At 56.4% G+C, this 19098-nt stretch carries 13 protein-coding genes; 9 read left to right on the forward strand and 4 right to left on the reverse strand.

Annotated features, from left to right (window positions below; all coding sequences use genetic code 11):
• The first annotated feature begins 824 nt into the window (after window positions 1–824).
• The 4 genes from ACQKLP_RS17195 to ACQKLP_RS17210 are packed head-to-tail and all read left to right on the forward strand — an operon-like array spanning window position 825 to window position 7811.
• Entirely contained in the window at window positions 825–3137 is a 2313-nt protein-coding gene (locus tag ACQKLP_RS17195; RefSeq protein WP_427324031.1) for a PSD1 and planctomycete cytochrome C domain-containing protein, read from the forward strand.
• Between the two features lie 21 nt (window positions 3138–3158).
• The gene (locus ACQKLP_RS17200) at window positions 3159–4613 is read left to right on the forward strand and encodes a DUF1501 domain-containing protein (RefSeq protein ID WP_341840255.1); all 1455 of its coding nucleotides are present in this window, start codon (window positions 3159–3161) and stop codon (window positions 4611–4613) included.
• A 10-nt stretch (window positions 4614–4623) separates the two neighbouring features.
• The gene (locus ACQKLP_RS17205) at window positions 4624–5649 is read left to right on the forward strand and encodes a 6-bladed beta-propeller (RefSeq protein ID WP_427324032.1); all 1026 of its coding nucleotides are present in this window, start codon (window positions 4624–4626) and stop codon (window positions 5647–5649) included.
• Window positions 5649–7811: a c-type cytochrome domain-containing protein gene (locus tag ACQKLP_RS17210; RefSeq protein WP_427324033.1), complete on the forward strand. Its 2163-nt coding sequence runs from the start codon at window positions 5649–5651 to the stop codon at window positions 7809–7811. The genes ACQKLP_RS17205 and ACQKLP_RS17210 overlap by 1 nt, the downstream gene beginning before the upstream one ends.
• Window positions 7812–7861: 50 nt before the next feature.
• On the opposite strand, the gene ACQKLP_RS17215 is transcribed toward ACQKLP_RS17210, so the two are convergent.
• Complete coding sequence (locus ACQKLP_RS17215) at window positions 7862–8497, reverse strand: response regulator transcription factor (protein WP_427324035.1); 636 nt, start codon at window positions 8495–8497, stop codon at window positions 7862–7864.
• A gap of 150 nt (window positions 8498–8647) precedes the next feature.
• Window positions 8648–9097 carry a hypothetical protein gene (locus tag ACQKLP_RS17220; protein WP_427324036.1) on the reverse strand — a complete coding sequence of 150 codons (450 nt, stop codon included), beginning with the start codon at window positions 9095–9097 and terminating at the stop codon, window positions 8648–8650.
• A 352-nt stretch (window positions 9098–9449) separates the two neighbouring features.
• Here ACQKLP_RS17220 and ACQKLP_RS17225 point away from each other — a divergent pair, with 352 nt between their 5' ends.
• Complete coding sequence (locus ACQKLP_RS17225) at window positions 9450–10586, forward strand: energy transducer TonB (protein ID WP_427324037.1); 1137 nt, start codon at window positions 9450–9452, stop codon at window positions 10584–10586.
• Window positions 10587–10636: 50 nt separating this feature from the next.
• On the opposite strand, the gene ACQKLP_RS17230 is transcribed toward ACQKLP_RS17225, so the two are convergent.
• The gene (locus ACQKLP_RS17230) at window positions 10637–11731 is read right to left on the reverse strand and encodes a Gfo/Idh/MocA family protein (RefSeq protein WP_427324039.1); all 1095 of its coding nucleotides are present in this window, start codon (window positions 11729–11731) and stop codon (window positions 10637–10639) included.
• Between the two features lie 107 nt (window positions 11732–11838).
• On the opposite strand from ACQKLP_RS17230, the gene xth reads away from it, so the two are divergent.
• Window positions 11839–12612: an exodeoxyribonuclease III gene (xth, locus tag ACQKLP_RS17235; protein WP_427324040.1), complete on the forward strand. Its 774-nt coding sequence runs from the start codon at window positions 11839–11841 to the stop codon at window positions 12610–12612.
• Window positions 12613–12616: 4 nt separating this feature from the next.
• Here xth and ACQKLP_RS17240 read toward each other — a convergent pair whose 3' ends face one another.
• Window positions 12617–13321: a DUF481 domain-containing protein gene (locus ACQKLP_RS17240; protein WP_427324041.1), complete on the reverse strand. Its 705-nt coding sequence runs from the start codon at window positions 13319–13321 to the stop codon at window positions 12617–12619.
• A gap of 221 nt (window positions 13322–13542) precedes the next feature.
• Here ACQKLP_RS17240 and ACQKLP_RS17245 point away from each other — a divergent pair, with 221 nt between their 5' ends.
• The 3 genes from ACQKLP_RS17245 to ACQKLP_RS17255 all read left to right on the forward strand — a co-directional run bounded on the left by ACQKLP_RS17245 (window position 13543) and on the right by ACQKLP_RS17255 (window position 19089).
• Window positions 13543–14136 (forward strand): RNA polymerase sigma factor, encoded by a 594-nt coding sequence (locus ACQKLP_RS17245; RefSeq protein ID WP_427324042.1) that lies wholly within the window; start codon window positions 13543–13545, stop codon window positions 14134–14136.
• A gap of 77 nt (window positions 14137–14213) precedes the next feature.
• Entirely contained in the window at window positions 14214–15428 is a 1215-nt protein-coding gene (locus ACQKLP_RS17250; RefSeq protein WP_427324043.1) for a FecR domain-containing protein, read from the forward strand.
• A gap of 232 nt (window positions 15429–15660) precedes the next feature.
• The gene (locus ACQKLP_RS17255; RefSeq protein ID WP_427324044.1) at window positions 15661–19089 is read left to right on the forward strand and encodes a SusC/RagA family TonB-linked outer membrane protein; all 3429 of its coding nucleotides are present in this window, start codon (window positions 15661–15663) and stop codon (window positions 19087–19089) included.
• Window positions 19090–19098: the final 9 nt, after the last annotated feature.

The raw sequence follows: 19098 nt of genomic DNA on the forward strand, positions 1-19098 counted from the left end.
ACCCGGAATCCCGAGAAATGTTCTACCAATAATGCTATATCAAAAGTTCCCTTCCCCGTTCCAGGCATTGCCGTTCATACCACTTGTGTTTATTGCCATCGCTGAAGATACGGTTATTGTAAAACCGCACGCATTCCGTCCTAAACGAAACCATATGTATGTAATGTATGCGCAATTCATGATACGGCAAATCACTGGATGAATCGTTACCTGCCTGAGGGATTGACTTGCCCCCGGCCGGGCTCCGTAAATACGGGAATATGTCTGCGAATATGTATACTTTTTAATTCCGGCTGAAATAGCCTCCTGTACGAGACATCCCGGTAAAAATGGTCCGCACCGGCAATCATAATTCCCATTACATCCACGCAATAAATCTTAATTTCATCGCCATGATGCATTGCAGCTTTCCCATAGCCCGATGCATACTGCGGAAATCGCCGGAGCAGTGGCTTTGCGCTTCATCCGTACACATTCGCCGGTCGATAGAACTTACCGTTTATTGACCGCAGATGGCAAAGGCCGCAAGCTGGTATTAATTACGGGGATTTGCCACCGGTCCTGAAGGGTTCGCGGGACGGCGGGCCCGCCGAAAAGCAACCACTGGCAACAATTTCAGTGAATTTTAAAATATAAATGTTAAATTCACAATCAATAGTCAATCAAAAGTAGAATCGCGTCAAAATAGTTGCAAATATTGCGTTAACTATTATCAATATAGCGTCAAAGATAAGCAGCGCCCCGGGGGCAATCCTGACACCATTAACAGCCACGTAAAGTAGTGATCGATATTTGTGAACAATGAAATCTTGCACGTCCGTACCATGTTCCAACGTTATATAATTTTCGCATTCGGCGCGCTCGCCGTTTTTACATCCTGCAACGATAGCGGGCCTCACCGCACCGCCGAAGCCATGCCGGATTCCGTGGATTATAATTTCCATATCCGGCCGATTTTGTCTGACCGGTGTTTCGCCTGCCACGGGCCCGATGCCAACAAGCGCGAAGCCGGCCTCCGGCTAGACATCGCCGACAGCGCCTACAAAGCCCTGAAGGAGTCTCCGGGAATGCACGCCCTCGTGCCCGGGAACCCCATGAAATCGGCCGTTTTCCTCCGTATTTCGACGGAAGACAGCACCCTGCGCATGCCCCCGCCGGCTTCCAACATGACGCTCACCGCCTTCGAGATCAAACTCATCGAAAAATGGATCAAACAGGGCGCCAAATATAAGCCCCACTGGGCCTTTGTTGCCCCCGTCAAACCTGCCGTTCCCAAAGACGGCGACGGATGGGCGCGCAACGAGATCGACCGGTTCGTGCTGGCCAGGATGGAAGAAAAAGGCCTCGCTCCCAACCCCGCCGCCGATCCCGAACGCCTCCTCAAACGCCTCAGCTTCGACCTCACCGGCCTGCCCCCCACCGCCGACCGCATGGAGCGCTTCGCCAAAGACACCAGCGAGCGCGGGTACGAGAAAATGGTCGATGAACTGCTGGCAGACAGCGCCTATGGCGAGAAAATGGCCGTTCACTGGATGGACGTGGCCCGATACGCCGATTCCCACGGGTACCAGGACGATAACTACCGCTCCATGTGGCCCTGGCGCGATTGGGTGATTTACGCTTTCAATAAAAACCTTCCCTACAAGGATTTCGTGACCTGGCAGCTCGCCGGCGACATGATGCCCGGCGGCGGCCGCGAGCAGCTCCTGGCCTCGGGGTTCAACCGCAACCATAAAATCACCGAAGAAGGCGGCGTCATCGACGAAGAATACCGCGTTTCCTACGTGATAGACCGCGCCAACACCTTCAGCAAAAGCCTCATCGGCGTCACCATGGAATGCGCCCAGTGCCACGACCATAAATACGATCCCTTCTCCCAGAAGGAATATTACGAGCTCTACGCTTTCTTCAACAACGTGAAGGAAGTGGGCCTGGAATCCGTTGTGGGCGGACCGGAAACCTACGCCAAGAAGCCCTTCATGGAAATCACCCGCGAAGACATGGAAGGCGCGCTCCGGTTCATCAACCGGCAAGACACCAACCGCCTCATCGTATCCATCATGGGCGAGCAGGACTCCGTGCGCAAATCCTACATTCTCGGCCGCGGGGTGTTCGACAACCCGACCATCGAGGTGAAACCCGGCACCCCGGCTTCCATCATGCCCTTCAATTCGGCCGTTCTGCCGCCTAACCGGTTGGGACTGGCCACCTGGCTCTTCGATGCGAAAAATCCCCTCACGGCGCGCGTGTTCGTCAACCAGATGTGGCAACAGGTATTCGGGAAAGGGATCGTGAAAAGCACGGGCGATTTCGGGATGCAGGGCGAATTGCCCAGCCATCCGCAACTGCTCGACTGGCTGGCGGTGGATTTTATGCAGCATGGATGGGATGTGAAGCGGCTGATGAAACAGATGGTCATGACGGCTACCTACCGCCAATCGGCCAATATCACGAAAGACAAGCTGGAAGCAGATCCTGATAATATTTACCTCTCCCGCGGGCCGCGGTTCCGCCTGCCTGCGGAAACCGTGCGCGACCTGGTACTGGCCTCCAGCGGGATGCTCGTGCGCACCATCGGCGGCCCCAGTGTGAAACCTTACCAGCCCGCGGGCTTGTGGGAACTGGCCACTTCCGGCCGGGGACAGCTGGCCACTTACCGGCAAGACCATGGCGAAAGCCTGTACCGCCGCGGATTGTACACATTCATCAAAAGAACGGTCCCGCCCCCGTCCATGATGATCTTCGACGCCAGCAACCGCGACCAGTGCGAAGTGAAACGCTCCGCCACCAATACGCCGCTGCAGGCGCTCATCATGCTCAACGACCCAACGGTCCTGGAAGCCTCGCGGGTATTTGCGGGGAGACTCCTGCAAAAGGGCGGCGATACGGAAAAGAACATCCGCCAGGCGTTCCACGCCATCGTTTGCCGGACGCCGGAAGCGGCCGAGGTCGACATCCTGTCCAAATACTTCGCGCAGCAGCAGGCCTGGTTCAAAAGCAAGCCCGCCGAAGCGGAGAAGCTCCTCAAACATGGCGAATATCCCATGGCCAAGGGGCTCGATGCCTCCTCCTGGGCCGCCATGATGCAGGTCATCACCACCATTTACAACCTGGAAGAAACTTTATCCAAAACCTGATCCCCGGTAAAAATACGCGCCATGAAAAATGAATTCATCGAGCGGCACCTGAACATGAACCGCCGCAAATTCCTGTCGAATCTCAGCCTCGGCGTTGGCAGCGTGGCCCTCGGCTCGCTCCTCATCCCCGACCTCTTCGGCAGCCGCACACCGGAAGAAGCGGCCTTTGTGCCGGGGATGCCGCACTTCGCGCCCAAAGCCAAACGGGTCATTTACCTGTTCCAGAACGGCGCGCCCTCGCAGCTCGAAAGCTTCGACTACAAACCGAAACTCCGCGAAATGATGGGCCAGGAGCTCCCGGCGTCTATCCGCATGGGACAAAGACTGACGGGCATGACGGCCGGACAGTCGTCGTTCCCCCTCGTCGGCTCCCATTTCGATTTCCAGCAATACGGCCAGGCCCGCGCCTGGATCAGCGACCTCTTTCCGCACACCGCCAAGATCGTCGACGATATCTGCATCGTTCGTTCCCTGTTCACCGAAGCCATCAACCACGACCCGGCGCTTACTTTCTTCCAGACCGGCGCCCAGCAAGGCAACCGGGCCAGTTTCGGATCGTGGATGAGTTATGGATTGGGCAGCGAGAACAAAAACCTCCCCGCATTTTGCGTACTGCTGTCCCGCGGGAAAGGCAACGGCCAGGGCGTGTACTCCAAGCTCTGGAGCAACGGGTTCCTCGACAGCATCCACCAGGGCGTGCAGTTCAGCAGCGGCGACAGTCCGGTGTTGTACCTCAACAATCCCGAAGGCATCGATTCCACCAACCGCCGGCAAATGCTCGATCAGCTGGCGGCGCTGAACGATAAATCGTACAAGGAATTCGGCGATCCGGAAATCAGCACCAAGATCCAGCAATACGAAATGGCATACCGCATGCAGACGGCCGTTCCCGAACTGACCGACCTCTCGCGCGAGCCGGACGATATCCTTAAAATGTACGGCCCGGAATGCATGGTGCCCGGCACCTTCGCCGCGAACTGCCTGCTGGCCCGGAAGCTTTCCGAAAGCGGCGTGCGCTTCATCCAGCTGTATCACCAGGGATGGGACCAGCACGGGAACCTGCCCAACGAAATGGCCGGGCAGGCGAAGGATGTGGACCGCGCGTCCGCAGCGCTCATCACCGATCTCAAACAACGCGGGCTGCTCGATGAAACGCTCGTGATCTGGGGCGGCGAATTCGGGCGCACGAATTATTGCCAGGGGAAAATGACGGCCGACAATTACGGCCGCGACCATCACCCCCGCTGCTTCTCCATCTGGATGGCCGGCGGCGGCGTGAAACCCGGCATCGTTTACGGCGAAACCGACGAGTTCGGGTACAATATCGTCAAAGACCCGGTGCATGTACACGACTTCCACGCCACCGTGCTGCACCTCATGGGCCTCGACCACGAAAAACTCACATTCAAACACCAGGGACGCCGTTACCGGCTCACAGACGTTGCGGGACAAGTCATTCCCGGACTGATGGCCTAAATACCGAAACATGGAAAGAAGAAAATTCATCCGCGCCGCGGCGCTCACCACTGCCGGGTTCTACATCTCCCGCGACCTCTTTGCCCGGCCGAAAGGCCCCGTTTACGGGCATAACAAAATGCGGTTCACGCTCGACGAAAAGTGGGCAAAGGCCGACGTGTCCCGCTTCCCCGTGAAAGACTGCCACGAAATGGTGCAGGACGCGAAGGGCAGGATCATTCTGCTCACGAACGAGACGAAAAACAACGTCCTCATCTTCAATAAATCCGGGAAACTGCTGCAAAGCTGGGGAACCCAATTCCCCGGTGCGCACGGCCTCACCCTGGCGAAGGAAAACGGGGAAGAATTCCTGCTCATCACCGATACGGATTTGCACCAGGTCTACAAAACCACGCTCGACGGGAAGGTGCTGCTGACGATCGACTTCCCGAAGGAAAGCGGGAAATACGATAAAAAGGAAGCGTTCGTGCCCACGGAAACCACCGTGGCGGAAAATGGGGATATCTACATCGCGGACGGTTACGGCGCGCAATTCATTTCGCGGTTCGACCGGAACGGCAAACTGCTGCATATTTTCGGCGGCCGCGGCGAAGGCGACGCCCATCTCGACAATGCCCACGGTATCTGCATCGATCGCCGGAACGGTGCGCCTACCCTGCTGGTCACCGACCGCACGCGGAATTGCTTCAAGCGGTTCAGCATGGACGGGCAATTGCTGGAAGTGATCTCCCTGCCCGGCGCCTGCGTGTGCCGGCCCGTCATCAAAGGCGATCACCTGTACGCCGCCGTGCTCCGTTCCCCGGAAATGGGCAAAGAGGCCAGCGGGTTCGTGACGATCCTCGACAAAAACAATAAAGTGGTGTCGAACATCGGCGGTACGGAACCGAAGTACACAGACGGTAAACTGCAGCCCATGCAGCAGGCGGAAAAGATCTTCGTGCACCCGCACGACGTGTGCGTGGACAACGACGAGAACCTGTATGTGGCGCAATGGGCGTCCGGAAAAGTATATCCCTATAAACTCAGCAGAGTCTGATGAACCAACAAAGCACAAAATGGCAAAGCATCGGCGGAAGCCTGCTGCTGGCCAGTAACCTATTCGTTTTGGTATTGCTCCTGGCGGGCGACCGGCTCGCCGTGCCTTCATGGCTCCAGGTGGCGGGGCGCATGCACCCGCTGGTATTGCACTTCCCGATCGTGCTCCTGCTGATCGGCGCGGTACTGCCGTTCGTACCGATGCGCAACCCGGAAGCGGTGGCCTGGAGGAACCAGGTGACGGCGGTGATGTTGCTGCTGGGCGCGCTCAGTGCGGCCGTAACCGTGATGATGGGATTGTTTTTGTCGCGCGAAGAAGGCTATTCGGCCGAGGGGCCGCTGTTCTGGCACAAATGGGGCGGCGCCCTGTTGCTGTGGACGGCTTCCGCCCTTTACTGGTTACGGAATAGTCTGAAGGGTTGGGGGAACCGGGGATTTTCGCTCGGGATGATCGTGCTGCTTATGGTGACGGGGCACTTCGGGGCCGTTGTCACCCACGGCGAAAACTTCGTGCTGGCGCCGGTGACGCCCGCGTTCGTACGGCCGGTAGTGCCCGTCGACCAGGCGGAGCTGTTCGCGCATGTGGTGCAGCCGATCCTGGAAGAAAAATGCATGAGCTGCCATAATCCCGGTAAGGCGAAAGGCGGCCTGTCCATGAAAGATTCCGTGCAAATGCTGGCCGGCGGCAAAACCGGCGAGCTGTTCATTGCCGGCGATCCCGCGGCGAGCCTGCTCATGCTGCGCCTGCATCTCCCCGATGCCGACAAAAAACACATGCCGCCTGCCGGCAAACCGCAACTGACGGAAGCGGAGATCGCCATCCTCCACCATTGGATCCAAAACGGTGCGAAGTTCGACGGAAAGGTAAAATCCCTCCCGCCGCAGGATACGCTCTACCAGCTCGCCGCCGCGCGCCTCACGCCTCCCGGCGGTACCGAACAGCTGGACCTCCCCCCTGCCGACGAAAAGCTCGTCGCCAAACTGAACAACAACTACCGCGTGGTGTACCCCGTGGCGCTTTATGCGGCGCCGCTGGTAGCCAACTGGTATAACCGGGATAAGTTCGACATCGCGTCGGTGAAGGAATTGCTGCCGCTCAAAGCACAGCTGACGGAAATGCACCTGCAGAAGATGCCCGTTAAAGACGAAGACCTGGCGCTGCTGGCGGAGTTCCGCGAGCTGCGGGTCCTCAACCTCGGGTTTACACAGATCACCGGCAAAACCCTCGGCGAACTGGCCAAACTGCCGCATCTGCAAAGGCTTTCGGTTGCAGGAACGCCCGTGGCGGCGCAACAGCTGCTGGCCCTGAAAAAAGCGCCCAAACTGGATAAAATTTACGCCTGGAACACGGGGATCTCATCCACCGAAATGCAAAAAATACAATCCACTTTCCCCGGCGTGGAACTGGTGAATGGATTTATCAGCGACGGACAGGAACAGCTCAAGCTCAACCAGCCTGAAATCGTCAATACCACCGCTATCTTCAAAAACGACATGCAGCTGGTGATGAAACATCGGGTGAAAGGTGTGGAAATCCGGTATACGACAGACGGCTCTGCGCCCGACAGCATCAACTCCCCTGTTTTCAAAGACAGCCTGCGCCTCACCGAAAGCACCGTGATCCGCGCCATCGCCTGTAAAAAAGGCTGGAACGTGAGCGATCCCGTGCAATATTCCTTCAGCAAATCCACTTACCGGCCAGACAGTATCACGCTCATCAGCCAGCCGGAAGGGCAATACACGGGCAACGGCGCCAAAACGCTCAACGATGCCGAGAAAGGCACTTTCAATTACAGCGACGGCAAGTGGCTCGGGTACGTCAACCATCCGCTGGAGGCGGTGGTCAGGTTCGAAAAGGCGGTGCCGCTGAAGCAGGTATCCTTCAGCACCTTCCGGCACCAGGATGCGTATATCTTCCCGCCGGAGCAGATCGAAGTCTGGGGCGGAACGGATAAAAACAACCTGCGGCTGCTCCGCAAAACATCGTTACCCCCCGCAAAACAGGGCGATCCCGTGGCGCCGATCACCTATAACTGCGATTTCCCGGAAGCGGAAGTTTCGTGTGTGAAGATCGTCATGAAACCGCTGGGCAAGATTCCCGTGTGGCATCCCGGCAAGGGCGGCCATGGCTGGGCTTTCATCGACGAATTGATGTTTAACTGATTTTTAAGGGCACAACTATCCAATAAAGCGCATGGCCTCCGGGCCGTGCGCTACAATAACCCTTCCCGCACTACGAGCACGAGCAGTTCGGCTATATTTTTCACTTCGAATTTCTGGAGGAGGTTTTTGCGGTAGGTATCGATCGTGAGGCGGCTCAGGTGGAGCTCGGCTGCGATCATGGGGGTGGTTTTGCCTTCAGACAGCAATTGCAGCATCTGCTTTTCGCGGTTGGTAAGCGAGGGCAATGTGCGTTGCGGATGGACGGGCACTTTGGCCAGTACCCTTTTTACATCACTGCAAAAAACCACGCAACCGGCCTGCGCTTCGCGGATACATTCGATGAGCTCGCTGGTAGCGGTGCTTTTCAACACATATCCGCCGGCCCCGTTGGTGATCATCTGTAATACCACGCCCCGTTCCGCCTGGCTGCTCAGCCCCAACACGATCGTTCCCGGAGACAGCAGCTTGATTTCACGGCACAGCTCCACCCCATTGGCATCCTGCAGCGCGATATCCAGCAGCACGGTGTCTACGGCGTTGACGGCGAGGAACTGCATGAAGTCCTTCCCGGAATTGAAACTGCGGACGTCTTCAAATCCGCCATGCTCCATCAGCAGCGAGCGCAGCCCGTCTGCCAGGATGGGATGATCGTCTACCACCGCCAGTATTTTTCCGTTTTCCGTCATGCGATCTATGTTGTTCCGAGAATGTGGAAGGATAAAATTATCGATGTTTGGGCATTTAACAAACAATGGACCGGGACCGCCTGTAAAGCGAAAAACGCACTTTCGTGCGTTTTCCCTGATAATGCTGCGTGCAAATGGCCGGTTTTCCGTTTATTCCGGTTTGTAAGTCAGGTTCTGATTGTCTTTTCCGCCGGCGGGAATTACCTTGTTCTGTACGTTGGTCACCGTTTTACCGTCGAGCTCCACCTTGTAGCTGATGGTCATAGGGGCGCCGAGGTTGGTGTAATCGAAGTTCAGCGAGCCGGTGTGGAATGCTTTCACGGTTTCCATGACGTATGTTTTGGTGTTGCCGGTGAATTTGGTTTCGTCCAGTTCCACGATGTGGGTATTGCCCTGGGTAACGCCGTTCACTTTCCAGACCGGGGCGCCGTAGTGGGTGGCATCGAGGTTGGCGGCGGAGATCTGCCAGTACATATTATCATCGGCTTCTGCCCCTGTCACCGAAATGGTGACTTTCATATTCATTTTCTTCGCGCCGGGTGCGGGATCGTCGTCTTTACCACCACAGCCGGTAGACACAAAAGCAGTCATTGCCAACAAGCACAGCCCGGATAAAATGCGTTTTGTTCTTTTCGTTTCCATTACTTTTTCAGCGTTAAAATGTGAGGAATAACGCAAAGGTAGCCCCGCATCCTACCCCGGTCAATACCGGTAAACGGTGCTTTTCACCCTCCTAATTGTAGGGTATCGCATGGCGTGCTTATGAAACAAAAATGCCGGACCCGAATGAGGACCGGCCCAAAAGAACGAGGTGTCTCCCGGCGGATAGGAGTCGCTTCAAATCCCTGAAGAACGAGCTCTCCCACCTCAACGGGCAGCCCTGAAACAGTCCGTTGAATTAAGTATTTTTATTATATATTTGCTGCCGTAAAAATACCCTTATCCCATTCCCATGAAAAAAAGATGGATGCCGCTCATTATAATGATGGCATCGTTTACCGCAACAGCGCAGCCTTTACAGCTTTCGGCCGCCGATGTCAATGCTTTTTCGAAAGCCATGATGAACGCCTACTCGGCCGACAAGAACGGCTTCCGCCAGTATTACACGCGGATGCTCGGCAAAAACGCCCCGCAATTCAACCTGCAGCAATTGCTTTCGCAGACCGGCAAAAACAAACAGGTGCTGGAAGACGTACTGCACGCGACCTTCCTCGCCGCCGGCAATCCCGGCGGGCACAAAAAATACCTCACTACCCTGCAGATACCTGCGCAACACCTGAAACCGCTTTCGGAATACGCGCTGTACCTGCTCGCTAAAAAAGACAATGAACAGCGCGGCCATGCCCCCGCGGGACAAAAACTCTTCTATGGCGCCAAGCTTTTCCGTGACCCGGAAAACGCCTGGTATTACCTGCTTATCGCTACCGGCAACGACATCGAGATCCGGTCGTACCCCGCGCCGGGCAATTCTTACCACAAAGACAAAAGCAAGCCGGACGAAGTGCTGCGTGGAAAGGTGATTGGCGATCAGATCACGGTGAACGGCTTTTCACAGGGATATATATTTATGAATGGCGTGCTGGGGACGCTCAACAACGAAGAAACCTACAACGAGTTTTTCGAGTGCACACCGGCAGGTAAATTCGTCTGGGGCGAGCCAAAGTCCGAATTCGCGGAACTGAGCATCGCCGATTTCGATGAAAACGGCCGGCGCAGGGAAAGCATTACACTGGCGGATATTACGCCATCGGAGGAGTTGAAGGAAAAAGACGTTTTCACTTTTGTGGAACAGCCGCCCACGTTCCCCGGCGGCCAGGATGCGCTGACCACTTTCCTGTCGAACAACCTCCGCTATCCCAAAGCGGCCGCAGACAGCGCCATTACCGGCACTATTTACGTGGCGTTCGTGATCGATGCGGAAGGGAAAACGAAAAACGTGAAGACGGTCGGCCCCCGGAAAGGAGGCGGACTGGAAGAGGAAGCCATTCGCGTGGTGAAGGCTATGCCCGTCTGGAAGCCCGGGAAACAGGACGGGAAACCGGTGGCGGTACAATTTAACCTGCCATTGCGGTTTTCGTTGCAACGATAATTTGTTGGAAAGCCTCCGGTCGCCGGAGGCTTTTTTATGCAAAAACGTTTTTATCCAATTTTGACAGACTTCCCTCCTGCTGCGGCGGAAGCGTAAATCGCCTCGATCACTTTCATATCGCGGAGGCCTTCTTCGCCGGGCACGTTGTTCGGACGGTTTTCCAGGATCGCTTTGGCCACGCCGTCCATATGCGCGGCCTGCTGGTTGATGTGCGTAAACGGCATGGGGCCGTTGCTGGTACGGCCCTGTTGTCCTCCATACCCGAAAGCATTGTTCACTTCGAACCAGCCTTTCTCCGCCGCGGCGTACAAGCGGTTGACGCCGGCGATATAGGTCGTGAACGAATTGGCGATAGCGCCGCCCGGGAACTGGAGCTGCCAGGCCAGGGATTCTTCCACATCTTTAAACTTCACCGGGTCGGTTTTCGGGAACTCCTGCGCGGTAACGGATAGCGGCTCCTCGCCAATGGTGTACCGCGCGCCCTGGATGGCGTAAATACCGACGTCCATCAGCGGGCCGCCGCCGGAGAGGGCGTGCTTGAGGCGCCACTGGTTGGGATCTCCGGCCCGGAAACCATCGCTGGCTTCCACCAGTTTCACCGCTCCGAACACTTTTTCGCGGCTCAGGCGCATCATTTCCAGGTGGAACGGATCGTAGTGCAGCCGGTAACCGATAGCCAGCTGCTTGCCCGCTTTTTTGCATGCGTCGATCATCTGCTGCCCTTCCCGGACGCTGACGGCCATGGGCTTTTCACAGAAAACGTGTTTCCCGGCCTTCGCGGCGCGGATGGTAAATTCCGCGTGCATGGAGTTCGGCAGCACGATATAAACGGCGTCGATATCTTTATTACCGGCGATCTGATCGAAGTTGTCGTAATTATAGACGTTTTTATCCGGGATGCGGTACTTCTCTACCCAGACCGGGATTTTGGAGGGCGTTCCGGTCACGATCCCGCGCAGCTCGATGTGCTGCGTTTGCTGGAGGGCGGGCGCCAGCTGGTTGGTGGCATAACCGCCCAGGCCTACCAGGGCGACGCCGAGTTTCTTTTCGCGGGAAAAGCCGGCCAGGCCGGTCAGGGGCGATGTAACGGCGGCAGCGCCAAGGATCGCCGAATATTGGAGGAAATCGCGACGGGTGTGATTCATGGGATGTCGGGTTTTAAGGTAAGATAAGATACGGGGAATTCCGGGGAAGAACAAGTGTAGGTGCCGGCCCCGAAGATCCCATCCGCTGAAAATCCTATCTTCGGCAGATGAAAATTGCCACTTACAACGTGAACGGCGTGAATGGCCGTCTGCCCGTACTGCTGCGCTGGCTGGAAGAAAGCCGGCCGGATTATGTGTGCCTCCAGGAGCTGAAGGCGCCCGAAGAAAAATTCCCCCTGCAGGCGATCAACGACGCCGGTTACGAAGCCATCTGGCATGGACAGAAAAGCTGGAACGGCGTCGCCATCCTTTCGCGGCAAGGCTTGCCGGTGGAAGTGACGCGCGTGCTGCCGGGCGACCCGGAAGATCTGCATAGCAGATACATTGAAGCGGAAGTGGGCGGCATCACGCTCGGATGCCTGTATCTGCCCAATGGCAACCCCGCGCCGGGGCCCAAGTTCGACTACAAGCTGGGCTGGTTCGAACGGTTCGCCCTCCATGCGAAACAGCACATCGATTCCGGGAAACCCGTGGTGCTGGCGGGAGATTATAACGTGATCCCCACCGGCCGCGACGTATATAAACCCGAACGCTGGGTCGACGATGCGCTCTTCCGCCCGGAAACGCGCGCGGCTTACGAAAAAGTGCTCTCCCAGGGTTGGACGGACGCGCTGCGCGCCCTCTATCCCGACGAAACCATTTATACCTTCTGGGATTATTTCCGCGACGCGTTCGGCCGGAATGCCGGCCTGCGGATCGATCATTTCCTGCTGAGCCCATCCATCAAAGGCCGGCTGAAAAGCGCGGGCGTGGATAAGCATGTCCGCGGATGGGAGAAATCCAGCGATCATGCGCCGGTGTGGATCGAATTGAAAAACTGATCCGTCAGAAATATTTTTCCATCGTAAGCCCGTAATTCATGAACAGGTTCTCCCGTTCCGTGCGGTTGATCTTGTTGTATTGCAGCGCTGCCGTGATCGCCAGCCAGGACCGCAGTTTGATGGACAGGGAATTCGTGCTTTTGAGGATGTGATCGTCGATATACCGGAACGATTGCTGGTAGAAATGCGAGCCTTCCAGCACCACGATTTTGCTGATGGTGAATTTGTAATACAGCCGCAGGGAATTGCGGAAAGTATGGTACACGTCGGGGATCGTGTCTTTCATCAACAGATCGTTGTTCTCGAACAAAATCCCGTTGCTGAGGTTGACGTGCGCCGCGGGCCGGCTGACCACATCGTACGCCGCGCCCAGCCCGCCCTGGAACTGGTCGTTCACCTTGAGGGAATAGCTTTTGAGATAACTGGTAAGCCCCCAGTAATAGAAGCGCCGCTCGTCTCCCTGGTACCAGTTAAAATTAAGCGAAGCCGAAAGATCGCTGTTGGTCTTCAACGCATCCTGCCGGCCATAAATATATCCCGCATCCGCGTTCAGCACCACCTTCCGCTTACTGATCTTGAAGGCCAGCCAGTTGTTCAGCAGGTACGACTTCGCGTCCTGCGTCCGGTTGACCGAGCCCGTGGAGGCATATTTGATGTAATAATGCGTAGAATCCGAGAACTGTCCGGCGGCCTGCAAAGCTAGCCACATCGTACCAAAAATGATCAAGCCCGTCTTTTTCATCTTCCTGCCGCCGCAATTAACGTGCCTGTTGATTGATTGTCAGCATTTTCCTGCTCGTCTCCGGCGGCCGTTTGCATGGAAAGGCTTGTCATACCTTCGGCAGGACCATAACGGCGGAAAAAGTTCGGCGCCTATACTATCGACCTATTCATTTTTATTATAGTTTGCATCGCGTAACTAGCCAACACTTGCCGATCCACCAAAATCATAATGACCAGGAACTGCTTTTGCTCGTAGCAGAGGGCGACGAACATGCATTTGCCCGGTTTTTCAGACAATGGAGCCCGCTTTTGCAGCACTGGATCCATCGGCTCGTCAAAGACGATAACGGCCGGCTGGAAGCCTTGCAGGACGTATTCATCCAGATATGGACGTACCGCGACAAGCTGCCTGAAGTGGGCCATATCCACGCCTGGCTGAAAACCGTTACCACGCACCAATGCTTCCGGCACCTGGCGCGCCAGAAAGCCTGGTATGCCCAGATGGCGCCGCAGGATGCGGAAGTTGCCGGGTTCCCTTCTCCCGACCCCGGTGCAGACAACCACCTGCATTTCAAGGAAATCCAGGCGGTTATCCAGCAAGCCCTGGCCACCCTCACGCCACAACAGCGGCAGATTTACCGCCTCAGCCGCGAAGAAGGCCTCAATTCCGACCAGATCGCCCGCCGGCTGCAACTTTCCCGCGGGCATGTCCGCAACACCATCAGTGCCGTGCTCGCCCAGATCAGGGCTTATCTCCTCCGGGCCGGGAAGATTTTCTGGCTGGCATGGATACTTTTTTAAAGAAATATCGCTTTCCGGCATTACACCCCTGCTTTCTCCCGGCTCTTATATACTGACAACTTAAACTGCCTTCACCGATGATGAACAAAGAAGAAATGGCTTATCTCATCCAGGGTTATATGCAAAACACCCTGAGCGATGCCGAACGGCAAACGTTCATCGACGAAGTGCTGACGGAGGAAAACAGGGAACTGTACCAGGAAGTGGCCGCGTCGCTGCTGGAAGACGCCCCCGCGCTCGCGCCTTTCGATGAAAAGCTGTGGCCCCTCTTCCATCGGGCATTGAGCGCCGACAAACCATCTTTACAAATAGCATCAAAAACCAACCCGGCCGTTCGCCGGCAACCTTCCATCCGCAAATGGGGCTGGGCGGCGGCAGTGATCCTGCTCGCCGCTTCCAGCTTCCTGCTGGTGCAAAAATTCCGTAGCGGGGACGCGCGAAACGGTAACCGGCCAGCACTGGCGCAAGACATCCTACCAGGCCGGAACGGCGCCGTGCTCACGCTTTCCGGCGGAGAGCGAATCGTGCTCGACAGCCTGGAAAACGGGATGGTGGCGCGGCAGAACGGTGCGGACGTAGTGCTGAAAAACGGGGAACTGGCGTATGATAAAACCGGCGTTACGCCCGACGAACTGGTATATAATACGATGACCACGCCCAAAGGCCGCCAGTATCAGCTCACGCTGCCCGACGGCACGAAGGTCTGGCTCAATTCGGCCAGCGCCATCCGCTTCCCCACGGCGTTTATCGGCAAAGAGCGCCGGGTAGACATCCACGGCGAAGCGTATTTCGAAGTGGCGAAAAACCCCGAAAAACCTTTTCGCGTGGGCGTGGGCAACGATATGGAGATCGAAGTGCTGGGCACGCATTTCAACGTGAACGCGTATGACAATGAAAATACGTTTACGACCACATTGCTGGAAGGGCGCGTCAGGGTAAGGGCGCTCCCCGGCATGCAGCACCACGGCACTTCGGCAGGCGTAATCGTGCCCGGCCAGCAGCTGGAAATGACCCACAACGAAGGCGTGACGGTGATCAACAATGCCGACATCAATAAAGCGATGGCCTGGAAGAACGGGCTGTTCAACTTCGAAGGCGCCACGCTCGAAGAGGTGATGAAACAACTGGAACGGTGGTACGATATTGAAGTGGTATATGAAAACGGAGTCCCGGACATCAGGTTCGACGGTAAAATGACGAAAGATATTCCATTGGCGGGTTTGCTGGTGATGTTGGAAAAATCGAAAGTACGTTTCAGGCTGGAGGGGAGAAAACTGGTAGTATTACCTTAAACAGGCAGATTAACACATATACATAACGGATCGGTGAAAACAAAACCGGAAGTGCTCGAACACTCCCGGCAGATAGTTCGGCTGATCTGAATGGAGCTTCTATTCTCTTTCATTAAACAACCAAAACTTACCTAAAGGTATGACAAAATTCGCTTTTGGGGCGAGTCCCTTCCTGCCCGCGGCAACCGAGCGGCCGGCCTGGCGACGCCCTATCACCAAAATCCTGCTGGTTATGAAACTAACCGCTTTTTTGCTCACCGCTGCTCTTTTACAGGTATTTGCCTCCGGGAAGGCCCAAACCGTCTCCATCTCCGGAAAAGACCTCACGCTCAGGCAGGTTTTTTCCACCATTGAATCACAAACCGGTTACGTTCTTTTCACGAACCGCGAAATGCTCGAAGGCACCCGCCCCGTTTCCCTGAAAGTGACCGATATGGAACTAACGGCTTTGCTGGACGTGGTCCTGAAAGACCAGCAGCTCGATTATATCATCCAGGGTAAAACGATCACGCTGTCTGAAAGCGCCGGCCGCAGGCGGACACAGCGGTACGCCATGCCGCCGGGCCTCGCAGCCTTCGCTGCACCGCCGGTACCGGTGCGGATCACAGGGCCCGACGGCAAGCCCCTCGCAGGCGCCACCATCCAGGTCAAAGGCACCGGCATTACCGGGGTCACCAACGCGGACGGCGTGTTCGACATGGAACTGCAGGCCGGCCAAACCATCACCGTCTCCTTCATCGGTTACGAATCCCGCGAAGTAATAGTGACCCCTGCCCTCCTCACCCGGAGCTTCATCTCCGGCCCGAACGGCAAGCCCAACGGCATCACCATCGCACTGACACCCAAAGTGGAATCCCTCGGCGAAACCGTCATCCTCGGTATTTACAACCGGCCGAAAGAAAGCTTCACCGGCGCCGTGACCACCATCTCCGGCCAGCAGCTCCGCAGCGTGAACGGACTGAACGTGCTGCAGGCGCTCAAAGTGTTCGACGCTTCCGTTCATATCCCCGAAAACGTGCAATACGGCTCCGATCCCAACCGGCTCCCCACCATCACCCTGCGCGGCACCAACAACTTCCCCACCCAGGGCGGCAACAGCAAAGCGCCCGTTTCCGGGGCCGATTTCTCGTCTAACTACATGAGCAATCCCAACCAGCCACTGTTCATCCTCGACGGCTTCGAAGTCAGCATCCAGAAAATATACGACCTCGACATGAGCCGCATCGCGAGCTTCACGATCCTCAAAGACGCCGCGGCCACGTCTATCTACGGCTCCCGCGCCGCCAACGGCGTGATCGTCGTGGAAACGGTGCAGCCCAAACCCGGAAAGCTCCGCCTATCCTACAGCGGACAGGCACAGGTGACCGCGCCCGACCTCACCGTGTACGACCTGACCAATGCCGCCGAAAAACTGGAAGTGGAGCGCCTCGCGGGCGTGTACAGCAGGTACAGCGACGGCGCCCAGGCCGGACTGGACGCGTATTACCGCCAATTGTACAGCAACCGCCTCACGAATGTGCAACGCGGCGTAAACACCTATTGGCTTTCCAAGCCCGTCCACACCGGGTTCGGCCAACGCCACTCCATTTACCTGGAAGGCGGCGACAACTATGTGCGCTACGGCATCGACTTCGGGTACAACAACAACGCCGGCGTCATGAAAAACAGCGGGCGCAACAATTACACCGGCGGCATGAACCTCAGCTACCGGCATAAAGGACTGCTGATCAAAAACGTACTGAGCGTTGCCTTCAACAAAGCCAAAAACTCCAACTACGGCTCCTTCAGCGAATATTCCCAAATGAACCCGTATTGGGAGCCTTTCGACGAAAACGGCAATGCCCTGCAGGTCGTGGAACAATATACCATCCAGGGCAGCAAATCCACCCCGTACCTGAACCCGCTGTACAACGCCACGCTGCATATCGTGGACCAGTCTACCTACACCGGCATCACCAACCAGACCAACCTGGAATGGCGGATCAGCGATGCTTTCAGGGCCGTCGGCAAACTGGCCATCAACAAGCAGACCGACCAGAGCGACAAGTTCCTGCCCGCCAAGCATAATTCCTTCTACGAGGAAGACGATTTTACCGAAAGAGGCAGCTACACCCAAACGCATAGCCAGTTCTTTTCGTACGACGGCTCTCTGCAGCTGGATTACAACAAGCAGCTGGGCAACGGGTACCTCTACAATACCACCGGCGTCAACATTGCGGAAACGAACAGCGATTACGTGGGCGTTACGGTGACGGGGTTCCCCAATGAAAGGATGAACGACATCGGCTTCGGCAACGGATACCCGGCCAATACGAAACCCGACGGCGGCAATGCCGTTACCCGCCGCATATCCGCGTTCAGCAACTTCAACTATACGTACGACAGCAGGTTCCTGGCAGATGTGAGCTTCCGGGCCGACGGCTCCTCCCAGTTCGGCGTCAACAAGCGCTTTGCGCCGTTCTGGAGCGCGGGCTTGGGATGGAACGTCCATAATGAAAAGTTCTTCCGCCGGTCAGACGTCGTGAACAGGCTGCGCATCCGCGCTTCCATGGGCTCCACGGGCGATAACCGGTTCCCGCCTTTCATGGGCATCACGTCCTACAAATATTACACGGACCAGAACTACCGGTCCAAAGTAGGCGCCGTGCTCATGGGCTACGGCAACGAAAACCTCGCCTGGCAGCAAACCGTCAAGCAGAACCTGGGTACCGACCTCACCCTGTTCAACACCCGGCTCAACCTCACCTTCAACATTTACCGCGAAAATACCAACGGCCTCATCCTCGATATCAATACGCCGCCGTCTGACGGGGTAACCAGCTACAAGGAAAACGTAGGCAAGCTCCAGAACAACGGTTACGAGTTCAATGCTACGTTCTTCGTCGTCAAAAGCGAGAAAAACCAGCGCTACTGGAGCTTTTTCGTCAACGGCAACCACAACCGGAACTACATTAAGAGCATTTCCAACTCGCTCAAGAAGCTGAACGAGACCAACGATAAGAACGATGAAGGCCAGCAAACGAAACCGCAATACCGGTTCGAGGAAGGCCAAAGCACCAATGTGATCTGGGCCGTACGTTCCAACGGCATCGATCCCAGCAACGGCCGCGAGGTGTATGTGAAGAAAGACGGAAAGCTTACGTATGACTGGGACCCTAAAGACAAGGTGATCGCCGGCGATATTACGCCCGACCTGAACGGCAACTTCGGCACCAACATCACGCTGCACGGATTTACGCTCGGCGTTTACTTCGATTTCCAGTTTGGCGGACAGGCGTACAACCAAACGCTCCAGAGCCGTGTGGAAGGCGCAGACCTGCAGTACCAGGTAGACAGAAGGCTGCTGCTCGGCCGGTGGACGAAGCCCGGCGACGTGAAGTACTTCCAGCGGCTGATATACGCCAGCAACGGCATTTTCATCCCGCCCAGCAATGCCACCTCCCGCTTTGTGCAGAATAACAACTACCTGAACCTGGGCAGCATTTCGCTGGGCTACCAGGTCCCGGACCGGGTTACCCGGCGCTGGGGGCTCAGCAATACCCGCCTGGGCTTCATTGCCAATGAAGTGAAACGGTGGTCGACCATCAAAATGGAACGCGGGCTCGATTATCCCTTCGCACGCAATTTCACGTTCAACATCACCACTTCCATCAACCAATAAAATGCCGAC

Origin of the sequence: Chitinophaga sp. NPDC101104, assembly GCF_050277495.1 — a bacterium.
Taxonomy (GTDB): domain Bacteria; phylum Bacteroidota; class Bacteroidia; order Chitinophagales; family Chitinophagaceae; genus Chitinophaga.